Genomic DNA, 17,827 nt, shown 5'->3' on the forward strand with positions numbered 1-17,827 from the left:
TATGGCCTGTCTAGTTATCTGAGCTGGCTCCATTGTGCAAAATCTCCCGCTAATTCTTGGTCTGCAGCCGTCAGCTGCTGAATACCGGCTTGAATCTGACCTTTCAGGTCAGAAAAGGTTTCATGAAGTGCTTTAGCCTTGGCCAAGCGATTGTCAAAATGCTCCTGCAGAGAGGTGACGAGCGAATCCTGATCTGCTCCTCCAGCCTGATAGGCTGCAGCTACCTCATCCGGACTAAGGCTGAACCCCCAGGGAACTTGCCGCAGCTGCTCTGCCAGCTTTTCGGCTTCCTCAACGACCTTATTTCTAGCCTGCTGCAAAGTCTCACAGCCCAGCTTCGTCGCATTTACTAAGCTTTGGGCTGTAATCTCGGCCTGAAGGCTGTCCAGATAAATCTTTTCTTTGCCGCTAAGGCCTCCGTTAGATTGGCTCAGCTGCTTCTTGATGGTACGATAAGGAATCATGTCCGCTTCAATGGTATCCTTGAGAGTAATCTTCCCTGTTCCATCCATGAGCACAAAGTTTTTATGTTTATCGTAAAGGTAGCCCTCCATCATATGCTGATCGCCGATCTCTTTTTCGACAGTCGCAATATGGCGTACAATACCGGCAGCGTTTTCACTGCCAGATAAGTCATATCCGAGGCTGACGATGTCCTTATGGTCAATATGATTAAAAATCTTATACTTAGCACTATCCAGTCGTGCCTGCTGTTCCTTGGTTAAGAGAGGATAGATATTGGGACCATTGTAGATATGGACCGTTTCGATATGACGCATCTCCTCCTCCGTCAGATTGGACAAAGCATACTGGATATCCATAGAGCCTAAAGAGTGTCCGTAAAGATCAATCTTGGCATTGGGATATTTGTGAATCGTTTCCTTAAGATGCTTGGCCGCATCCTTAAACTGAGCCGGCGGAAACTTTTGGGTCACTTTAAGACCGCCAGCAGCAAACATAATCGGCGTTGAGGTGATTCCTGTCGTTAAAGCTCCGCCAAAGACACCTGCACTATTTGACAGGATATACTTCCTCAGCTCATTAAAGGGATTTTTATTGAAAGAATTAAGGCTCTGCTTCACAGCTTGACCAGCATCTTTATTAAAGATTCCTACTGCATTTCCTATGTTATTACTAACATCCCGATCCGCCTTATCTAGTATTTCTCGGCTTTTTTGAGTGATAATACTTTTTGAATGACGATAAACAAAAGGAGTAGCATATTCTACTGCACCTGCAGGTCCCAGACGGTGAGACGCTGTCACAAAGTCTGTAGGCAGCCAATCCGTAACAGTGTCGTGAAGCAACTTAGGAGTGTCCGTCTTGGTCTGAGAGCCCTGCATCATGACTGTCACATCCTGCACCTGAGCACGCTCAGCATCCGAAGCGGAGTAGGGAACAGCACCACGCAAACTCCCATTAGAGTCTTTGATTTCAGCTTCTGTTAAGCCACTTTCTTTATTAGTTAGCACATAGACCTGCTCTTCATGGCCATTTACATTGTCGTAAATTTGGGAGACTGTGCCAATGTATGTTTTATCATCATTTATTGTTAGTCCAGACCCAACTTTAATCCCATCCTTATATTCCAGCATCGCCACATCAACATTCTCTTTATCTGTAAAATCTTTATTTTGTGCCATGCTCATTTTCTCCGTCCATTAGTTCAGTAAGCTTCGGTGACCATACAGTCCCATCTCTGTGAAATTTCCCATTTTCGTCCTCTGTAATGACATAACCTAGTGTTAATTCTTCGTCACCATTAATGATTAAATCGAACATTAATCCTCCCATTGGGTTCTGAGCCAGTGACTTCTTATCAATTTCATAACTTTTAATTTTCCCTTCAGGTGTTAAAGCTTGAGGATCTATCTTTTTCAGCCCTTCCTCAATTATATTCTTCATCTTTTTACTCTCCACAATCTGAATCATTTCTTCTTGTTCTGAACGACTGTTTATCATACTACAACCTCCTAAAATCATGCCTGAACTGAGCGTAATGATACTCAGAAAGATGACAAAAATTTTCTTCATGACAGCTCCTTTCGTTTCTCATCTTTGCTAAAGCTGATGCCTTAACGAAAACGGGAAATCTGAACTGCAACCGCATTTATACTATTATACTATCTTTTATCTTTTTTTGAAAGTGCTATTATACAGCTTGCGCGCTGTACGCATGCACCTGAGCACGCTCAGCATCCGAAGCTGAGTAGGGGACAGCCGCACGCAAACTCCCATTAGAGTCTTTGATTTCAGTTTCTGTTAAGCCGTTTTCTTTATTAGTTAGCGCATAGACCTGCTCTTCATTGCCATGTACATTATCATAAATTTGGGAGACGGTGCCGATGTACGTTTCGTCACTTAGTTCAACCTCTTGATTAACATTTTTTATCTCATATTCTTGCAAAGCAATTTTCACCTTCTGTTTATCACTAAATGATTTATCATATGTCATGTCATTCTCCCCTCAACTTCTTTGCAAGCTCACCAGAAATCACGTATCCTGCATGTTCTAGCTTCCCATCAGACTCTTCCATCAATGTTGTGGTAATTGTTAATTCCGGGTCATCGTTTATTATAAGCTCAACTATTAAGCCACCCATTGGATTATATTTAAGATTTTTTTCATTTATTGTATATTTTTTTATTAACCCTCTTTCTGTCAATGCTTCAGGATCTTTCTTCCTTAGCATTTCCTCAATTAACTTTTTAGATTTCTGGCTTTCCGCAATCCGAATCATTTCTTCTTTTTCCGACCGACTGCTTGGCATACTACAACCTCCTAAAAACATGGCTGAACTGAGCGTGATGATAGTCAGAAAAATGACAAAAATTTTCTTCATGATAGCTCCTTTCACTTCTCATCTTTGTTAAAGCTATCGCCTTAACGAAAACGGGAAATCTGAACCGCAACCGCATTTATACTATTATACTATCTTTTATCTTTTTTGAAAGTGCTATTATACAGCTTGCACGCTGTACGCATGCACCTGAGCACGATTAGCATCCGAAGCCGAGTAGGGAACGGGTGATTGTTTAGGCCCTTGACCGTTGTTGGTAAAGACAAACACTTGTTCCTCATGGAAATTTACATTGTCGTAAATTTGAGAGACGGTGCCGATATAACCAACACTTTCAACTATTCCAGCTCCCCCAAAATGTATATTTTCATCATATTCAAACAATGAAATATCAACATGCTGTCTATCAGTATACTTCGTACCATCAATCGGATTTATATAATCTTCCATACTCACACCTACTCAACTATTTTATTTATGTCTTCTGATATAAAATAACTAGCAACCCTATAATTACCTGACTCTTCCTCCTGCACAGTCATACTTATGTTCAATTTTTCATCTTCGTTAATGATAATCTTAATTATCAATCCTCCCATTGGATTATACTTTAACTTATCCTTTTGAATTTCATAGGATTTAATCTTTCCTTCTGGTGTCAAAGCTTTAGAATCTAAACCTTTGAGAAAATTTTCCAAAGCTTTCTTCATCTTTTTACTGTCCGCAATCCGAATCATTTCTTCTCTTTCTGACCGACTGTTTACCATACTGCACCCTCCTAACAACATGCCTGAACCGAGCGTGATGATAGTCAGAAAGATGACAAAAATTTTCTTCATGATGTCTCCTTTCGCTTCTCATATTTTCTAAAGCTAGCTGAATTAGCAAGATTTAGAATTTTTGAATATCTAACTTATTACTTTATTATATTATACAGGATTCTCAAATATTCTAAAACTGAAAGGATAGCTAAAAGTTTATGGATTCGTCAAAGGGAAACTAACGATACTTAGCAATTTTCTCTTGTCATCTCATAAAAAGCCGGCGGATAGAGAATTTGCAGAGTTTTGGTCTGCTGATTGGCATAATAGTCCTCAAACTGTTGATAGTAGCTCGTCAGATCTGCAGTGATTTGGCAGAAGGAAGAGGCCTGAACCGGCCGAACCTGCGGGTAGAAATCCTCCGCAGACTTGGTCAGGAGATTATCACCAGCCTGATAGAGCTGAGCCTGCAGCCGCATCCATCTGGGCTGCTGGTAATAGAGCTGACGGCGAATATAGGTGCAGATATGCGGATCCGGCTGGGCCACAAAGCTCGTCATCTCCTGCTTTTGAAAAGGCAGGCGCAGAATATCCAACAGTCGGTCTTGACCAAAAGGAAAGTTTCTGGTCTTGTGCTGCACCTTGCCATGCAAGTCTTCATGGATTAGGTATTTCAGCCGCAGCAGCCGCTCCTTTTCATCTAATTCCCAAAGATGAAAGCCCATATTTTGGCTGAAGCAGAGAAGATTTTTCTGCAGCTGAGTCAGAGAATCCCTGAGCCAGAGCTTTTGGCCCAAAAGCCAGAGAACCTGATAACCATGCTGGCGGTAGGAAATCGTCCGCTCCTGCAGTCGCTCCATGCTGAGAGGGCTGCACTGGACTTCCAGCGCCAGCTGATCATTCACCAGCAGGTCCGCCATCTGCTGCAGCTGAGGCAGAAAGGCCTCTACCTGCATTTTCTGACTTTCAGCTCCCCAGCGAAAAAGCGCAGCCTTGAGATTCAGGTGCTCAGCGCTCTCATTTTCGCTGTAAAATTGGCACTGCCGGAGGGAAACGTGAGCAAAATGCGGCCGCATGATTTTTCCCTTTTTAAAACGGACAGCCCCAGCGCAAGCCGGACAAGACAAGTTCTCAGACTTCTTTGGCGTCTCTTCCAGCGCGTTGACTAAACGCGCTCTCTCATTTCTCGCAAGCAGCATAATCCTTTCCTCCCTGTCCTCGTTTTCTCTTTTACTTATCTATTCGTAATTTAGTAGCAAAAAAAGAGAAACTTCCGCAGAAATTTCTCTTTTTATAAATCCGGACTTCAGAGGAATAATCAGCTGATTGTTGTTTCTTCTGCTAGCTGCATTTCTTCTTTGTAGAGTTTGGAATCATACATTCTGATAAAGGGATACCAGATTAGAAAGGCTGCAAGGGCACAGACTAAGGAAGTCAGCAGGGCCCCAAAGGCACCCGCACCGGAAGCCCCCACATAGGCACCTAAGCCAACAGGTGTCGGCCACGGAGTCTGCGCAATAGCCTTGCCGGCAAAGCCAAGCTGAACCGACCAGTAACCAACAGAAGCCGAAACGACAGGCGCCAGAATAAATGGAATGGTTAAAGCAGGATTATAAACAATCGGCAGACCAAAAATCAGCGGTTCATTGATATTGAAGACAGCCGGTCCCATAGAGGCCTTGCCTAGCATGCGCAGCTGTTCTGACTTGGCACGGTAAGCAATATAGAAGCAGAGCAGCAAGGTCGCACCAGATCCGCCAATGGTGACATATGAATTGGTAAACTCGCCGGCAAAGGCAATAAACTGTCCGTTTTTATTGGCTGCCATGTTGGCTAGCAGAATCGGATTGACCAAGCCCATAACGATATTGGCACCGTGGATTCCGACAATCCAGAGCGCATGGACCAGCAGGTAAATCACAACGATTCCCAGCCAAGTATTGGTGATATGGGTTACAAAGGCAAATGGAATCGCAATAACCTTATAAATATCGGTTCCAAAGAGAATGAAGACTCCATTAATCAGCAAGACCACAAAGGCGATGACAAAGCCTGGGATCAAGGCAGTGAATGAGCGAGATACCCCTTCCGGAACAGCTTCAGGCATCTTAATAATCCAGCTTTTCTTGACACAGAGACGGTACAGCTGGACAGCCAAAATAGACATGAGAATGGCTGTAAACATACCAGAGGTGGAAAGGCGGTCCAGACTGTCATTGCCGATTTTCCAGCCAGTAACAGTGGTCTCATTGCTGACGGCGCTGATCGCACCTTTGGCCAGCTCAAGCTCGGGAATGGTCAGGAAGAAGGCAAAAACTGACAGCAGGCCGCCGTTTAGAGGGTTTAGATTCAGCCCTTCTTCTTCTGCGTAAATTTTAGTGTATTCATAGCCGATGACGACCGCAAAATAGAGGGAAAGAATGCCCATTGTACACTTATAAGCCAGCAGATACAGGGCCTGAATCTTGTCAAAAGAGCCAGCCCACAAGTCAATGATAAAATCCAGCTTAAAGGCCTGCGGAATAACGCTGAGAACCAAGAAGGCTGAGCCGACAATAGTGAAGGGAATGCTGGCCATGCCGGCAGCGACAATGGCCCGAACCGGCCGCCAGGTCGAAACTTTTCCCATGGGGTCCATGAGATATTTTTCTAGGAACTCAAATACTTTATTCATTATGTATCCTCCTCTTGAATATATGAGTTTGCTTCATGATTAAAGGTTGGCAAGATAGCGCTGAATGCGCTGATACTGCTGATCAGTCTTGTGGGCAATGCGGTGTAATTTAGTCAGCATCAGAAAGGACAGGAGCAGGCCTGCCGCAAGAAGCACCGTTAGAAACAGAACGGTGGTGGAACTGACAGAAAAGAAAGGGTAGAACCCGTGATACTGTCCCAAAAGAAGCAAGAAGAGCAGGAGCAGATTGACAGCCAAAGACAGATAATAAAAATATCTGGTAAATCTAGCTTCTCTCTGCTCAGTCGTAAACATCCGAGACTGCTCCCACATGGCCACCGCAGCTGCGGCAGCCTGTGACAGGGGCAGGAGCAAGATCAGTCCGGCCTCTGACAGATAGAGCATGAGCAGCCAGTAAAGATTGGCAAAGAAGAAGAAAGCAGTCGCATAACGGACCGAAAAATAGCGTGTATAATACATGTTTTTTATGGCCGCTTCTTTTCTTCTAGCTTCCAGTTCCCGTTTTTCCTTATCTGTCATCTTCCTTCTCCTAGCTTTCTGATTGGTCCACCTTGCGATAAAGGCTGAGCATTTCCAATGCCACCTCACGCAGGGTCATGGTTGTCATAAGGTGGTCCTGAGCATGCACCATGATGATTTCGATTTTGATTTCAGCTCCGCCGGCATAATCCTGCAGGAGCTTGGTTTGGGCATGGTGGGCTTCCAGCAGGGAGGCATTGGAGGCCTCCAGCTTATCAGCCGCTTCCTCATAAAGCCCTTGGCGCATGTCTGCAAAGGCTTCGTGAACAATCGTTCGGGCAGTTCCGCTGTGGAGAATAATCTCAAACGCAGCAACCTGCAGTTCTTCTTGATTCATAGGCACTGTTTCCTTTCTTTTCCGTTGAAGGGCGGTGGGTCAGACCCTCTCCAACTACAGCTTTCCAGCCCGCTTTCGAGTTTTGATACTGAAAGAAAATCAGGATGAAGCTGAAAAGCTCCCCTGAACTCCCCTCGCCTTCATATTTCCAGGCTCTGGCTCTTGAAGGCGGGAGGCGGAGATGCTCGAAGAGTCTGAAACCGCCCGACAGCAAAGCCTTTCTTGCTTGAGCCGGCTTTTTTCTAAATGCTTAAAAATAGTTCTTTGAAAGCTGCAAAATTTTTGCAGTTTACAATCTGATCCTCTAAATCTGGCTGCTCCAGCAGATCTACAATTTTTGCTGTCAGCTGGGCCATGCCGTTATTGCCGTAAATAGACGGCGACACCAGAAAAACCAGACGAATATGCGGATGGTTCTGCGACCAAGCGAGACCGGAAGGAATCAAGGCTGCAGCGATTCGATGTCTTTTCGCACAGGCCTGTATAGGATGAGGCACTGCTATGCTGTCAGAAAAGATGATAGAGCTCATGCGCTCGCGCTGCTCCATCAGGCTGCAGATCCGACCCGGAAAATCCGGCCCCTCTCCAACTGCCATTCTGCCCAGCAAGTCTGTCAAGACGGCTTCCTTATCCGTCTGCTCATAGACTGCAAAGCAAGCTTCTGAAAAATAATCATCAAACAGCTTTTCCAGCTCCGCAGACGATTGAGGCGGCTGCCGGTCTATTTCACAGCCGCTGATTGGCTTTAAACAAGCAATCTTATGCTTGATGTCCCTGACTTCATCAGCCTTGAGGAAAATACTGACGGTAAAGACCGGCAGACTGAACAGCAGATTGGACAGGTCGATAGAAGAAATAATGAAATCAATATGCTGCAGCCGCTCATCATTCAGCTCATAATAGCCGATGACATCAACGATATGGACCAGATTGCCCAGCTCATTAGCTATCCGATTGCGCAGCATCTGGGCCGAACCGTAACCGGTCGCGCAGATGATCAAAATATTAAACTTCTGCTTCTCTCTGAGCCGCTCCAGAGCCGCCATAAAATGCAGAGCTACATAGGCAATTTCATCCTCGGACAAGCCTTCCTGCTTGGAAAAGAGAGGCATAGCTGTCAGAATTGCTCTGGTCATTTCTAATACTCCGGCATCATGCTCCCGAATGTCCGCCAAGAGCGGATTGGTCATTTTGACATGATTTTTCAGACGGATCAGCAGGGTCGAGAGGTGGGCCAGCAGCCCTTCCACCAGCTGAAAATCACTGGCAAAGGGCTGACCGCCGAATCTCTCCTGCTCCTCCAAGGCAGCTGTCAGCTGAGAGCGCAGCTGCTCTGCCACATCACTTTCTTCCTGACTGCTGACCTGCTGCAGACTGGCCTTGGAAATCAGATGCAGGGTGATATAGTCCACTTCTTCTGCAGGAAAGACCATTCCAGTCGCTAAGTGGACCCGCTCTAAAATCTTCTGAGCAATCTGTCTTTCCCGAACACAGCCTGAGCAATTCCAGCTGTCCAGCCGATTGATGTGAAACCCTTCGCCAATCCTCTTGAGAGAAAGAGCGATGTGGATGACCAAATTCTGAATCGCAAAGTCCGACAGGCGCAGCTGTCCCTCACGGCACTCATCCAGAACGATAATCGTCAGTTCCTCCAGACCGATTGGCCGGCCGGGAAGCTCAATATTGATATAATGCTGCAAAACCTGAAAGAAATTGTCGCGGAAAAAATAGTCCATGATAAAGCGGCGGATATTGCGCTCGCTGCCCTTGACATAGACCCCGCGCTTGGCCTTGCTTTCAATCAGCAAATCATATTTGGCCAAATCCTGCCTGATTTTCTTAAAATCAGAAGACAGGGTAGAGCGGCTGACATACAGCTCGCCCACCAAATCGTCAAAAAAGATTTCCTGCTGCTCAAAGAGAAGTTTATTCAAGATGTAATTATAGCGGTCCTCCCTACCTTCAAAACTGGTCGGTGCCGCTTCCAGCAATACTTCCGCTTTGAGAAAGTCCTGGTACACTTCTTTATCGCTGATGGTCAGCTGATAGCCATAGCCCTGCTTTGCTGTAATAGCCCAGCCGGTCTGCTCAGGGTCTGCCTCCATTAAATTTTTAAGGTAGTTTCTGATGGTTCTGTCTGAACAGGATAGATGTGCAGCCAATTCCATGCTGGTGATGAATTGGTCCGGATTGTCCAGCAAATACTGGAGAATCTGCTTTTCTTTTTGATGCAGCACTCCTCTTCCTCCTTTGGTCCATAAAATAACCACCCTATTATACTATCCAATGTTCTCCTTGATCAAGCTGGCCATTTTTTCAATCCCCATCGGAATCGGAATATAAGCCTGCGGAGGGATTTGCGCGATTGGCTTGCCAACCTTTGCTGCTGCTTCTTCAAACTGTTTATAGTACATCTTGGTCTGCGGGCTGATGAGATACAGATCAAAGTCTGCTGCTGCAATAGCCTTGCCGCCTTCCGTTGCGCTGATGGCATCTACTTCGATATCTTCCCCTTTATTCTTCAGGAATTCTGTGGTTTTCTTAGCCATAAGAGAAGATGACATTCCTGCTGCACAGATAATTAATGCTTTTGCCATAAGATTTTTCTCCTTATAAAATAAATTGACACTTTTATTATAAATGAAAACGTTACCAAAGGCCATCTTGTCTTTTTCCGGATTGAAACGGAAAACCATTCTCATTGCTAAAGCTTTTTTCTCAAATGATAGCGGCTATTCGCCCCAACAGTCTCCGGGCTTAACGAAAATCGGGAACCGCATACCCTTATCCGTCACCTTCAACAGCTTCTCAGGCTTAACGAATCTCGCTTTTGATTATCAAAGACTATTCATCCACCGAAGCCCCATTTGTCGCAATCACTTCCTTGTACCAAGCAAAGGACTTCTTCGCTGAGCGTTCATAAGTGCCCTGACCCTCATCGTCCTTATCCACATAGATGAAACCGTAACGCTTGCGCATTTCACCCGTACCAGCCGACACCAAGTCAATACAGCCCCAAGGAGTGTAGCCCATAAGGTCCACGCCGTCTTCGACCACAGCTTTTTTCATCTCGCGGATGTGGGCGCCCAGATAGTCGATCCGATAGTCGTCATGCACCATACCGTCTGCTTCCACTTGGTCAATAGCGCCAAAGCCATTTTCCACGATAAAGAGAGGCAGGTGGTAATGGTCAGTGAACCAGTTGAGGGCATAACGCAGCCCCTCAGGGTCAATCTGCCAGTCCCATTCTGAAGCCTTGACATAGTTATTTTTCACTAAATCTTCCGTTTCAACATAGTCAAAGTAAGGATTATTTCCCCGATGGGAGTCGATGGCAAAGGACATGTAGTAGCTAAAGCCGATGTAGTCAACCGGACCTGCCAGCAGGTCTTCTTGGTCCTGCTCAGTAAAGTCAATCTGGATGCCTTTTCTTTCCCAATATTTGAGAATGTGCTCCGGATACTTGCCAAAAACGTGAACATCAGTGAAGTAGTAGCGCTTCTGCATGGCTTTCATAGCCATAAGCACGTCCTTAGGATTGCAGGTTGCTGGGTAAATCGGACACATGGCAATCATACAGCCGATTTGGAAATCCGGATTGATTTGATGCCCGATGCTGACTGCACGCGCAGAAGCTACCAGCTCGTAGTGAGCTGCCTGATACATGATAGCCTCGCGGTCGTCACCCTCCTGATAGACAATGCCCGAGTTGGTGAAAGGTGCAAAATCTTCCTGATAATTGGCCTGATTATTGATTTCATTGAAAGTCATCCAGTATTTGACCTTATTCTTGTAACGCTCAAAGACCACTTGGGCAAAGCGGACAAAGAAATCAATAACCTTGCGGTTCTTCCAGCCGCCGTAGTCAGTTACCAGATGATAAGGCATTTCAAAGTGGGACAGGGTAATGACTGGCTCAATGCCGTATTTGAGGCATTCATCGAAGAGATCATCATAGAACTGCAGCCCTGCTTCATTAGGCTCCGTCTCATCGCCCTTAGGAAAAATCCGGGTCCAGGCAATGGATGTCCGGAAGCACTTAAAGCCCATCTCCGCAAAGAGGGCAATATCACCCTTGTAGCGATGATAAAAATCAATGGCTTCATGGTTGGGATAATACTTGCCGGGCTGGACGCCGGGAGTAATCTCGCGGGGCACTCCATGGCGGGCCGCTGTCATGACATCTGCCACGCTGATGCCTTTTCCGCCTTCCTGCCAGCCGCCTTCCAGCTGGTGGGCTGCAACGGCGCCGCCCCAGAGAAATCCGTCTTTAAAAGTTGACATAGATACAGTCCTCCTGATTTTTGATACTATTATTATAGAATAAGAAAACGCTTTTTTGAATGGCAAGAATTTCCGTATTAAAACGGAAACATTCAGCTCTGAATTTCTTTGCAAAAACAAAAGACTCTTCGAAAACTTCTTCAACCCATATCAGCTCCAGTAGTCTAGGCAGAGAAAATTCAGGAGAACTTTTCAGCCTCTGCCCAGAAATTGAAAAGCAGGGAAGGGTAGGAATCCTTTTCACTCCCCCGGACTGTTAAGCAAGGCGAGTTAACGACAGAATAAAAGATAAACGAAATAACGATAATCTTAAGAAATGAAGCAAAAAATCTCAACACAAGAAAAAAAGATAAGCTCTTCATCAGAACTTATCTCAGAACGTAGACAAATTCCATTTTCTTTGTAAAAATTTTCTTAATTCTTTGTAAGAATTAAGAAAAAGCTCATTGCTATAATTTAAACAAAGATCAACCAAGTCTTTCCGCTGTGAGAAAAGCGCCTGAAACTCTTTAGTTTCAGGCGCTCGGAAGATTTGAGACTTTAGGCTCAAATCTTAGGTATGGAATTCCGAAGGAAGTCGCTACCGTCCGCACTCACTTAAAGAAAGACTTTGGATAACTTTGTCTTCAGTCTCAGATAAGCTCTTCATCAGAACTTATCTTTTTCTGTAGGCCGGAAACATAGTCCCTTAGCTTTGATTCTTATCATTCCTCTTCCCAGTCGATGCGTCTGCGGCGCGCCTGCTTCATAGCTTCGCGTTTCTTGCGGCTGCGGTATTCAAAGTAAAGAATCAGAAGCAAAATACCGACCGGCAGGAGAATCAGCAGCTTGTCGCTGATCAAAAGCGTATACCAGGCCTTGCCCTCATTCTTACCGCTGGCAACATCTTGGATGGCCTTGGTGATGGACTGATCGACCTTTTCCACCTGCATGCCATCGGAAACATGGTCCGACAGGGTTGTCAGCTCATTTTCAGATCGGAGCACATCATTTTCAACTTTCAGCTTGGGCTTGCTGCCCTTTTTAACGGTCGCATAGAAATCTTCGGGCAGCTTGTACTTCTGTCCATCGATTTCCTGCTCTCCCTTAGGAAGCATCTTCTTGTACTCATAGTCCGCATAAGCCTTCTCAATCAAGGCATTGCCGAAAGGATGGCGGTAATACTCGCCGTCCTGATCTGACCAGTCACCGACCCCCATAATCACCGCAATCATGCGCTGATTGCCACGCTTGATTGTCGCGATGTAGTTAAAGGCACCATTAGGGCTAGAGCCCGTTTTCAGACCGTCTACCCCTTCGATGCCGTATTTTGCACCCGGCAGAGAGTAGTTATAGGTCTCAAAGGTTTCTTCATTTGCAGTGCCTTCCTTGACAGTGACCTTGGCTTTATTGGTATAATTGAGGATCCCCGGATAATTTTTGACAAAGTTGTAAGCCAAAATCCCTAAATCACGGGCAGTCGTCTGATTGCTGGCGAAGTTGTCATAGTTCTGTGGATTGTAGTAGCCTTTAAAGGAAACGGCTGCCGCACCACTGGCATTGAACCACAGGGTATTGGTCATGCCCAGTTCCTGAGCTTTGGCATTCATCCTGTCCAAAAAGGCATCCGGATCATTGTCAGAGAGATAGTTGGCCAGCATGACAGTCGTCGCATTGGAGGAAGGCACCGCCGTCATGGTAATGAGCTCCGCCACCGTATAGTCTACTCCGGCCCTGATTTTATTATTGGAGATCTCATAGATGCTGGCAATGGCCTGATCCTGCGGAGTCGCTGTGATGACTGTATCTTCGCTGATTTTCCCTTCTTTAATGGCTTCAAAAACCAGATACAGCGTCATGAGCTTGCTCATGCTGGCCGGATCGCGAATTTCATCAATGTTATCCTGCCAAAGAACATCGCCCGTATTGCCATCGATAATCAAGGATGACTTAGGGCGGTTAATAGCCTGAACATTGTCGTTGGGATACAGTTTCTGCGCCATGTCTACCAATTCGTCTGCCGCAGCAGTCACAGGTGCCATCAGGCTTAAACCTAGTAATCCTAGGAGTAAAAGAGCTTTTTTCACAAGTTCCTCCAAAGAAAAATTCTACCTTCTAAGTATAACATATTTTTGACAGAATTCAGCATAAATGTAAAAATTCCTACCTAAAAATAGATAGGAAATCAAAACTTATGCTTCTACCAGACTCAGCGCTTCCTTATCTGCTATAATCACGACATCATCGTGCCGCTGCAGAACACTGCCCGGCAGCATTTCTGTCACTTCTCCATTTACCGTTCCGGCAATCGCTCGAGCTTTGGCCGCACCGTAGGCAAAGAGGATGATGGACTTGGCATTGAGAATGTTGCGGATCCCCATTGAATAAGCCTGCGTCGGCACATCTTCAATTTTATCAAAGAAGCGGGCATTGGCCTCAATCGTTGACGGATCCAAGTCCACCACATGGGCCAAACTGTCAAAGCTGGTGCCCGGCTCATTGAAACCGATATGGCCATTGGTACCAATTCCCAAAATCTGCAGGTCAGCCGGATGCTCTGCCAAGATACGATTGTAGCGCTGTACTTCTGCCTCTGTATCGGCTGCAACGCCGTTAGGCAGGAAGCTTTCCTTGAAAGGCTTTTGCAAAAAGAGATGCTGGTCCATGAAATAGCGGTAAGACTGAGGATTGTCTGCTTCCAGACCGACATATTCATCTAGATTGACACTGGTCATCTCCGAAAAGTCCACATCACTTGCTACAATCTGTTTGTAAAATTCTACCGGACTGCTGCCTGTGGCCAGCCCCAATGTTTTTGCTCCCTGAGCCAGCTTGTCTTTTAGCAGCTCAAAAGCGACTTTTCCGCCTTCTTCCTGATGTTCAACTTGAATAATTTTCATCGTATTCCTCCTGATTGTTTCTTAATTCCATTATATGGTATAGACCAATTTTTGTCAAGAAAAAATTGCAGTAAAACGGACAGATTTTTTTATTTTCCTAACTATTTTACAGCGAAATCATGATATAATAGAATCATATTTGCAAAAACTATGTTCTTGTTTTAAACAGGCCTTTACTGCTCTTTCTATGTAAATTCACACATCGTCAGCAGCAACAGTCTGAAGAGGAGAACTCTCATCGTTGGAGTATGAGCAAGCCCTCTAGGGCCGCCTCTGACAAGACCATAGCAAGGTTCGGACCGGGAGCTTTATGAGCAAACAGCCCCCTTTTTGCTTGCTGCCTTGCTGAGCCTGACTGCCAAGGAGAAATGATGAATACCGCAGATTTTGACTTTGACCTGCCTGAGGAATTGATTGCCCAGACCCCCTTAGAGAAACGCGATGCCTCGCGCCTCCTGATTGTAGACCGTGCCAGCGGTGAGTTTTCTGACCAGCATTTTGACAGCATTATCGACCAGCTCCATCCCGGCGATGCACTGGTCATGAACAATACACGGGTCCTGCCGGCTCGCCTCTATGGCACTAAGCCTGAAACCGGCGGCCATGCTGAGCTGCTGCTGCTGAAAAATAGAGAGGGCGACGACTGGGAGGTCCTGGCCAAGCCAGCCAAACGCCTGAGAGCCGGTGCCAAGATAAGCTTTGGCGACGGCCGCCTGACAGCCACTATTATCGAAGAACTGGAGCATGGCGGCCGCATCGTGCGCTTTGACTATCAAGGAATTTTTTTGGAAGTTCTGGAAAGCCTGGGAGAGATGCCCCTGCCGCCCTATATCCATGAAAAACTAGAGGACCGCGAACGCTACCAGACCGTTTATGCCAAGGAAAATGGCTCCGCTGCTGCCCCGACGGCTGGCCTTCATTTCACAGAAGAGCTGCTGGAGAAAATTGCTGCCAAGGGTGTAAAGCTGATCTATCTGACCCTGCATGTGGGGCTGGGAACCTTCAGGCCGGTATCTGCAGACAATCTGGAGGAGCATGAGATGCACTCGGAATTCTACAGCCTGTCTGAGGAAGCTGCCGAAAGCCTGCGGCAGGTCAAGGCTCAGGGCGGACGCATCATTGCGGTAGGGACCACCTCAATCCGTACTCTGGAAAGCATCGGCAGCAAGTTTGGCGGAGAAATCCGGGCCGATTCGGGCTGGACCAATATCTTTATCAAGCCGGGCTATGACTGGAAAATTGTTGATGCCTTTTCGACCAACTTCCACCTGCCCAAGTCTACTCTGGTCATGCTAGTCTCCGCCTTTGCCGGACGCTCCTTAACGCTTGAAGCTTATGAGCATGCCATTGCTGAGCACTATCGCTTCTTCAGTTTTGGCGATGCCATGTTTATCAAATAATAAAAAGGTGAATGTTATGAATAAAATCGAAAGCAGACATCGTCTGATCCGCTCCCTGATCATGGAGAAGAAGGTCCATACCCAGCAGGAACTGCAGGAGCTCCTGGAAGCCAACGGCGTCATCGTCACTCAGTCCACCCTGTCCCGCGATATGAAATCCCTCAATCTGGTCAAGGTCAATGAAAACGATACATCCTACTACGTCATCAACAGCATCGCTCCCTCCCGCTGGGAAAAGCGGCTGCGCTTCTATATGGAAGATGCTCTGGTCATGCTGCGGCCGGTTCAAAATCAGGTCGTCATGAAAACCCTGCCCGGTCTGGCCCAATCCTTCGGTGCCATTCTGGACGCGCTGGAGCTGCCGCAAATCGTCGCCACCGTCTGCGGGGATGATGTCTGCCTCATCATCTGCGAGGACAAGCAGGGAGCTCTGGACTGCTTTGAAAAACTCAAAGAATTTACGCCTCCATTTTTCTTTAGCAAATGAAAACTGAGACAACATCTTGCCTCAGTTTTTTCTATAGCAGACTTGTTCGGAAACCGTAGCTGAGTCAGTTGACCTTAAGCGGTGGTCACACAGGCAAAAGGCTCTGTCGTTGCTTTTTGAACCCCTTTTGTCCAAGGCTCTTTATCCCCAGCCTCCTCACCTCGCTTTTCTATTTCTAGGCTCGGACTGCTTCAGCTAACAAAGCAAGAAAAGATAAAGGAAATGACACCTTCAGCGCCAGCAGGTTTTACAACCCAGACAGATTGATTCGATTTCCCGGTAAGGGGGTTCTGACTGTCTCTCAGGTCTTTAGCGACCTGCCAAGCGCCAGACAGCTTCAGCATAAATATCCATAGCCCGATACAGATCTTCTAGAGAAGCACGCTCATTGGCCTGATGCTCTGTCTGCACTGCGCCCGGGAAGAGAGCGCCGAAAGCGACACAGTTGGGCATCGTGCGGGCAAAGGTCGCTCCGCCTGAAGACATGGCCGGACTCTGATCTCCGGTCTTTTCCTGATAAATGGACATCAAGGTGCTGACCAGCTCACTGTCTTTTGGCACATATAAGGGTGCTAGATAATCAAACTCCTCATAAACCAAACGATAATCTGACGCCTTGTTTGTCAGTGTTTGAACTAATTTTTCTTTATCTGCTAAAACAGGAATGCGAATATCAATTCGGATTTCTGATTCTTCAGGACTGACTGTCAATCCCGCAATATTAAAAGATAAATTTCCTGACGGCTCATCTGAAACCGGACCAAACAAGTGGGCTCCTGTTGCATCTTCTCCTACAGCTTCAGCAATAAAAGCTAAAGCAGGGTGGGGAGCGAGAACTTGGAGGACTTTAGCCAGTCGAACAATTGCATTAACCCCTTCAGCAGCATCTTTAGCATGTTTTGGAACCCCAAGAACCGTCACCTGATTAGCTGATACTTCGTATTCAAAGCCTGTTGCTCTTAGTCCTGCAATCACTTTCTCCAAGAAAGGCCCCTGATAGCTAGCTTTTGCTGGTACGACATTAAAAGCAGCACCAGCCTCAAGCTTGGTAAGATCAGAACCTGGTCCATGCAGCTTGACCTGTAAAAGACCTTTTTCAGCGTAGGTCAAAGGGAAGGAAGAGTCTGGAGCGAAACTAAGCGTTGCCTTTTCTTCCAATTCATTGTATCTCCCCATACAGCGCCAGAGCGTCTCTTCGTCCGTCCCAAAGATAAAGCGGACCCGCTTTTTAAACTCCACTCCGGCATCCAGCAGAGCTTTCACCGCATAAAGAGCAGCCAGCGACGGTCCCTTGTCATCCTGAACACCGCGGCCAAAAATCCAGCCATCCTTGACGGTGGCTTCAAAGGGCGGTGTCCGCCAGTCTGCCTCATCACCTGATGGAACAACATCCAAATGACAGAGAACGGCCAGGAGCTGAGCTCCCTGACCGATTTCTGCATATCCGTAATAACCTTTAGGGTCGAGATAAGTGGTAAATCCCAACTCTCGGCAAATCTCTAAAGTTTTTTCCAGGACATCTTGGATTGCCTGTCCAAAAGGTGTTCCATTTTGACCTTCATTCAGTACAGAAGGATAGGAAATGAGGGTTTTCAAAGATTCAAGAAAATCTTCTTTCATCTTTTCTGTCACAACATTTTTCATAGAATCACCTCACTGTCGGC

The 17,827-nt window shown here is 46.3% G+C and carries 17 protein-coding genes and 1 pseudogene; 2 read left to right on the top strand and 16 right to left on the bottom strand.

The features are described 5' to 3' along the window. Positions 1 to 14: 14 nt before the first annotated feature. From DHL47_RS02245 to DHL47_RS02315, 15 genes and pseudogenes are all read right to left on the bottom strand, one after another. Positions 15 to 1,643, bottom strand: a complete 1,629-nt coding sequence (locus DHL47_RS02245) for an Mbeg1-like protein (RefSeq protein ID WP_209550759.1) — start codon at positions 1,641 to 1,643, stop codon at positions 15 to 17. After that, the gene (locus DHL47_RS02250; RefSeq protein ID WP_209550760.1) at positions 1,630 to 2,034 is read right to left on the bottom strand and encodes a DUF1310 family protein; all 405 of its coding nucleotides are present in this window, start codon (positions 2,032 to 2,034) and stop codon (positions 1,630 to 1,632) included. The genes DHL47_RS02245 and DHL47_RS02250 overlap by 14 nt, the downstream gene beginning before the upstream one ends. A 145-nt stretch (positions 2,035 to 2,179) precedes the next feature. Next, positions 2,180 to 2,455: pseudogene (locus DHL47_RS02255) on the bottom strand (hypothetical protein); the annotation flags it as partial. Between the two features lies 1 nt (position 2,456). Beyond that, a complete protein-coding gene (locus DHL47_RS02260) occupies positions 2,457 to 2,843 on the bottom strand; it encodes a DUF1310 family protein (protein WP_209550762.1) in 387 nt (128 codons plus the stop codon). A 117-nt stretch (positions 2,844 to 2,960) separates the two neighbouring features. Continuing rightward, a complete protein-coding gene (locus DHL47_RS02265) occupies positions 2,961 to 3,251 on the bottom strand; it encodes a hypothetical protein (protein ID WP_245335521.1) in 291 nt (96 codons plus the stop codon). Between the two features lie 8 nt (positions 3,252 to 3,259). Next, a complete protein-coding gene (locus DHL47_RS02270) occupies positions 3,260 to 3,640 on the bottom strand; it encodes a DUF1310 family protein (protein ID WP_209550763.1) in 381 nt (126 codons plus the stop codon). Between the two features lie 170 nt (positions 3,641 to 3,810). Next, positions 3,811 to 4,761: a competence protein CoiA gene (locus tag DHL47_RS02275; RefSeq protein ID WP_128836924.1), complete on the bottom strand. Its 951-nt coding sequence runs from the start codon at positions 4,759 to 4,761 to the stop codon at positions 3,811 to 3,813. A gap of 119 nt (positions 4,762 to 4,880) precedes the next feature. Continuing rightward, positions 4,881 to 6,236 (bottom strand): PTS cellobiose transporter subunit IIC, encoded by a 1,356-nt coding sequence (gene celB, locus DHL47_RS02280; protein ID WP_209550764.1) that lies wholly within the window; start codon positions 6,234 to 6,236, stop codon positions 4,881 to 4,883. Between the two features lie 39 nt (positions 6,237 to 6,275). Then, complete coding sequence (locus DHL47_RS02285; RefSeq protein ID WP_209550765.1) at positions 6,276 to 6,776, bottom strand: hypothetical protein; 501 nt, start codon at positions 6,774 to 6,776, stop codon at positions 6,276 to 6,278. A 10-nt stretch (positions 6,777 to 6,786) separates the two neighbouring features. After that, the gene (locus DHL47_RS02290) at positions 6,787 to 7,113 is read right to left on the bottom strand and encodes a PTS cellobiose transporter subunit IIA (protein WP_128836927.1); all 327 of its coding nucleotides are present in this window, start codon (positions 7,111 to 7,113) and stop codon (positions 6,787 to 6,789) included. A 242-nt stretch (positions 7,114 to 7,355) separates the two neighbouring features. After that, entirely contained in the window at positions 7,356 to 9,350 is a 1,995-nt protein-coding gene (locus tag DHL47_RS02295; protein ID WP_209550766.1) for a BglG family transcription antiterminator, read from the bottom strand. Between the two features lie 42 nt (positions 9,351 to 9,392). Then, entirely contained in the window at positions 9,393 to 9,710 is a 318-nt protein-coding gene (locus DHL47_RS02300; RefSeq protein ID WP_128836929.1) for a PTS cellobiose transporter subunit IIB, read from the bottom strand. Positions 9,711 to 9,957: 247 nt separating this feature from the next. Further along, on the bottom strand, positions 9,958 to 11,397 hold the full coding sequence (locus tag DHL47_RS02305) for a 6-phospho-beta-glucosidase (protein ID WP_209550767.1): 1,440 nt from the start codon (positions 11,395 to 11,397) through the stop codon (positions 9,958 to 9,960). A gap of 704 nt (positions 11,398 to 12,101) precedes the next feature. Beyond that, positions 12,102 to 13,463 (bottom strand): DUF1958 domain-containing protein, encoded by a 1,362-nt coding sequence (locus DHL47_RS02310; RefSeq protein ID WP_420853823.1) that lies wholly within the window; start codon positions 13,461 to 13,463, stop codon positions 12,102 to 12,104. Between the two features lie 105 nt (positions 13,464 to 13,568). Continuing rightward, positions 13,569 to 14,276, bottom strand: a complete 708-nt coding sequence (locus tag DHL47_RS02315) for a glucosamine-6-phosphate deaminase (RefSeq protein WP_209550768.1) — start codon at positions 14,274 to 14,276, stop codon at positions 13,569 to 13,571. Between the two features lie 371 nt (positions 14,277 to 14,647). Here DHL47_RS02315 and queA point away from each other — a divergent pair, with 371 nt between their 5' ends. Together queA and DHL47_RS02325 are read left to right on the top strand one after the other, a co-directional pair. Beyond that, positions 14,648 to 15,676, top strand: a complete 1,029-nt coding sequence (gene queA / locus DHL47_RS02320) for a tRNA preQ1(34) S-adenosylmethionine ribosyltransferase-isomerase QueA (protein WP_209550781.1) — start codon at positions 14,648 to 14,650, stop codon at positions 15,674 to 15,676. A 16-nt stretch (positions 15,677 to 15,692) separates the two neighbouring features. Then, positions 15,693 to 16,163: an arginine repressor gene (locus DHL47_RS02325; RefSeq protein WP_128836933.1), complete on the top strand. Its 471-nt coding sequence runs from the start codon at positions 15,693 to 15,695 to the stop codon at positions 16,161 to 16,163. A gap of 309 nt (positions 16,164 to 16,472) precedes the next feature. Here the strand turns inward: DHL47_RS02325 and DHL47_RS02330 are convergent, their stop codons facing one another. Continuing rightward, positions 16,473 to 17,807, bottom strand: coding sequence for a dipeptidase (locus DHL47_RS02330; RefSeq protein ID WP_209550769.1), 1,335 nt, complete (start codon positions 17,805 to 17,807; stop codon positions 16,473 to 16,475). Positions 17,808 to 17,827 lie beyond the last annotated feature (20 nt).

The sequence above is a fragment of the Streptococcus panodentis genome (assembly GCF_017884005.1).
In the GTDB taxonomy this organism is placed as follows: Bacteria; Bacillota; Bacilli; order Lactobacillales; family Streptococcaceae; genus Streptococcus; species Streptococcus panodentis.

What these genes read in the sequence shown, in the direction of transcription:
- DHL47_RS02250 (WP_209550760.1), bottom strand. Translation starts at nt 2,034, where the DNA reads ATGAAGAAAATTTTTGTCATCTTTCTGAGTATCATTACGCTCAGTTCA.
- celB (WP_209550764.1), bottom strand. Translation starts at nt 6,236, where the DNA reads ATGAATAAAGTATTTGAGTTCCTAGAAAAATATCTCATGGACCCCATG.
- DHL47_RS02270 (WP_209550763.1), bottom strand. Translation starts at nt 3,640, where the DNA reads ATGAAGAAAATTTTTGTCATCTTTCTGACTATCATCACGCTCGGTTCA.
- DHL47_RS02300 (WP_128836929.1), bottom strand. Translation starts at nt 9,710, where the DNA reads ATGGCAAAAGCATTAATTATCTGTGCAGCAGGAATGTCATCTTCTCTT.
- DHL47_RS02275 (WP_128836924.1), bottom strand. Translation starts at nt 4,761, where the DNA reads ATGCTGCTTGCGAGAAATGAGAGAGCGCGTTTAGTCAACGCGCTGGAA.
- DHL47_RS02260 (WP_209550762.1), bottom strand. Translation starts at nt 2,843, where the DNA reads ATGAAGAAAATTTTTGTCATTTTTCTGACTATCATCACGCTCAGTTCA.
- DHL47_RS02290 (WP_128836927.1), bottom strand. Translation starts at nt 7,113, where the DNA reads ATGAATCAAGAAGAACTGCAGGTTGCTGCGTTTGAGATTATTCTCCAC.
- DHL47_RS02285 (WP_209550765.1), bottom strand. Translation starts at nt 6,776, where the DNA reads ATGACAGATAAGGAAAAACGGGAACTGGAAGCTAGAAGAAAAGAAGCG.
- DHL47_RS02305 (WP_209550767.1), bottom strand. Translation starts at nt 11,397, where the DNA reads ATGTCAACTTTTAAAGACGGATTTCTCTGGGGCGGCGCCGTTGCAGCC.
- DHL47_RS02325 (WP_128836933.1), top strand. Translation starts at nt 15,693, where the DNA reads ATGAATAAAATCGAAAGCAGACATCGTCTGATCCGCTCCCTGATCATG.
- DHL47_RS02245 (WP_209550759.1), bottom strand. Translation starts at nt 1,643, where the DNA reads ATGGCACAAAATAAAGATTTTACAGATAAAGAGAATGTTGATGTGGCG.
- queA (WP_209550781.1), top strand. Translation starts at nt 14,648, where the DNA reads ATGAATACCGCAGATTTTGACTTTGACCTGCCTGAGGAATTGATTGCC.
- DHL47_RS02265 (WP_245335521.1), bottom strand. Translation starts at nt 3,251, where the DNA reads ATGGAAGATTATATAAATCCGATTGATGGTACGAAGTATACTGATAGA.
- DHL47_RS02315 (WP_209550768.1), bottom strand. Translation starts at nt 14,276, where the DNA reads ATGAAAATTATTCAAGTTGAACATCAGGAAGAAGGCGGAAAAGTCGCT.
- DHL47_RS02330 (WP_209550769.1), bottom strand. Translation starts at nt 17,807, where the DNA reads ATGAAAAATGTTGTGACAGAAAAGATGAAAGAAGATTTTCTTGAATCT.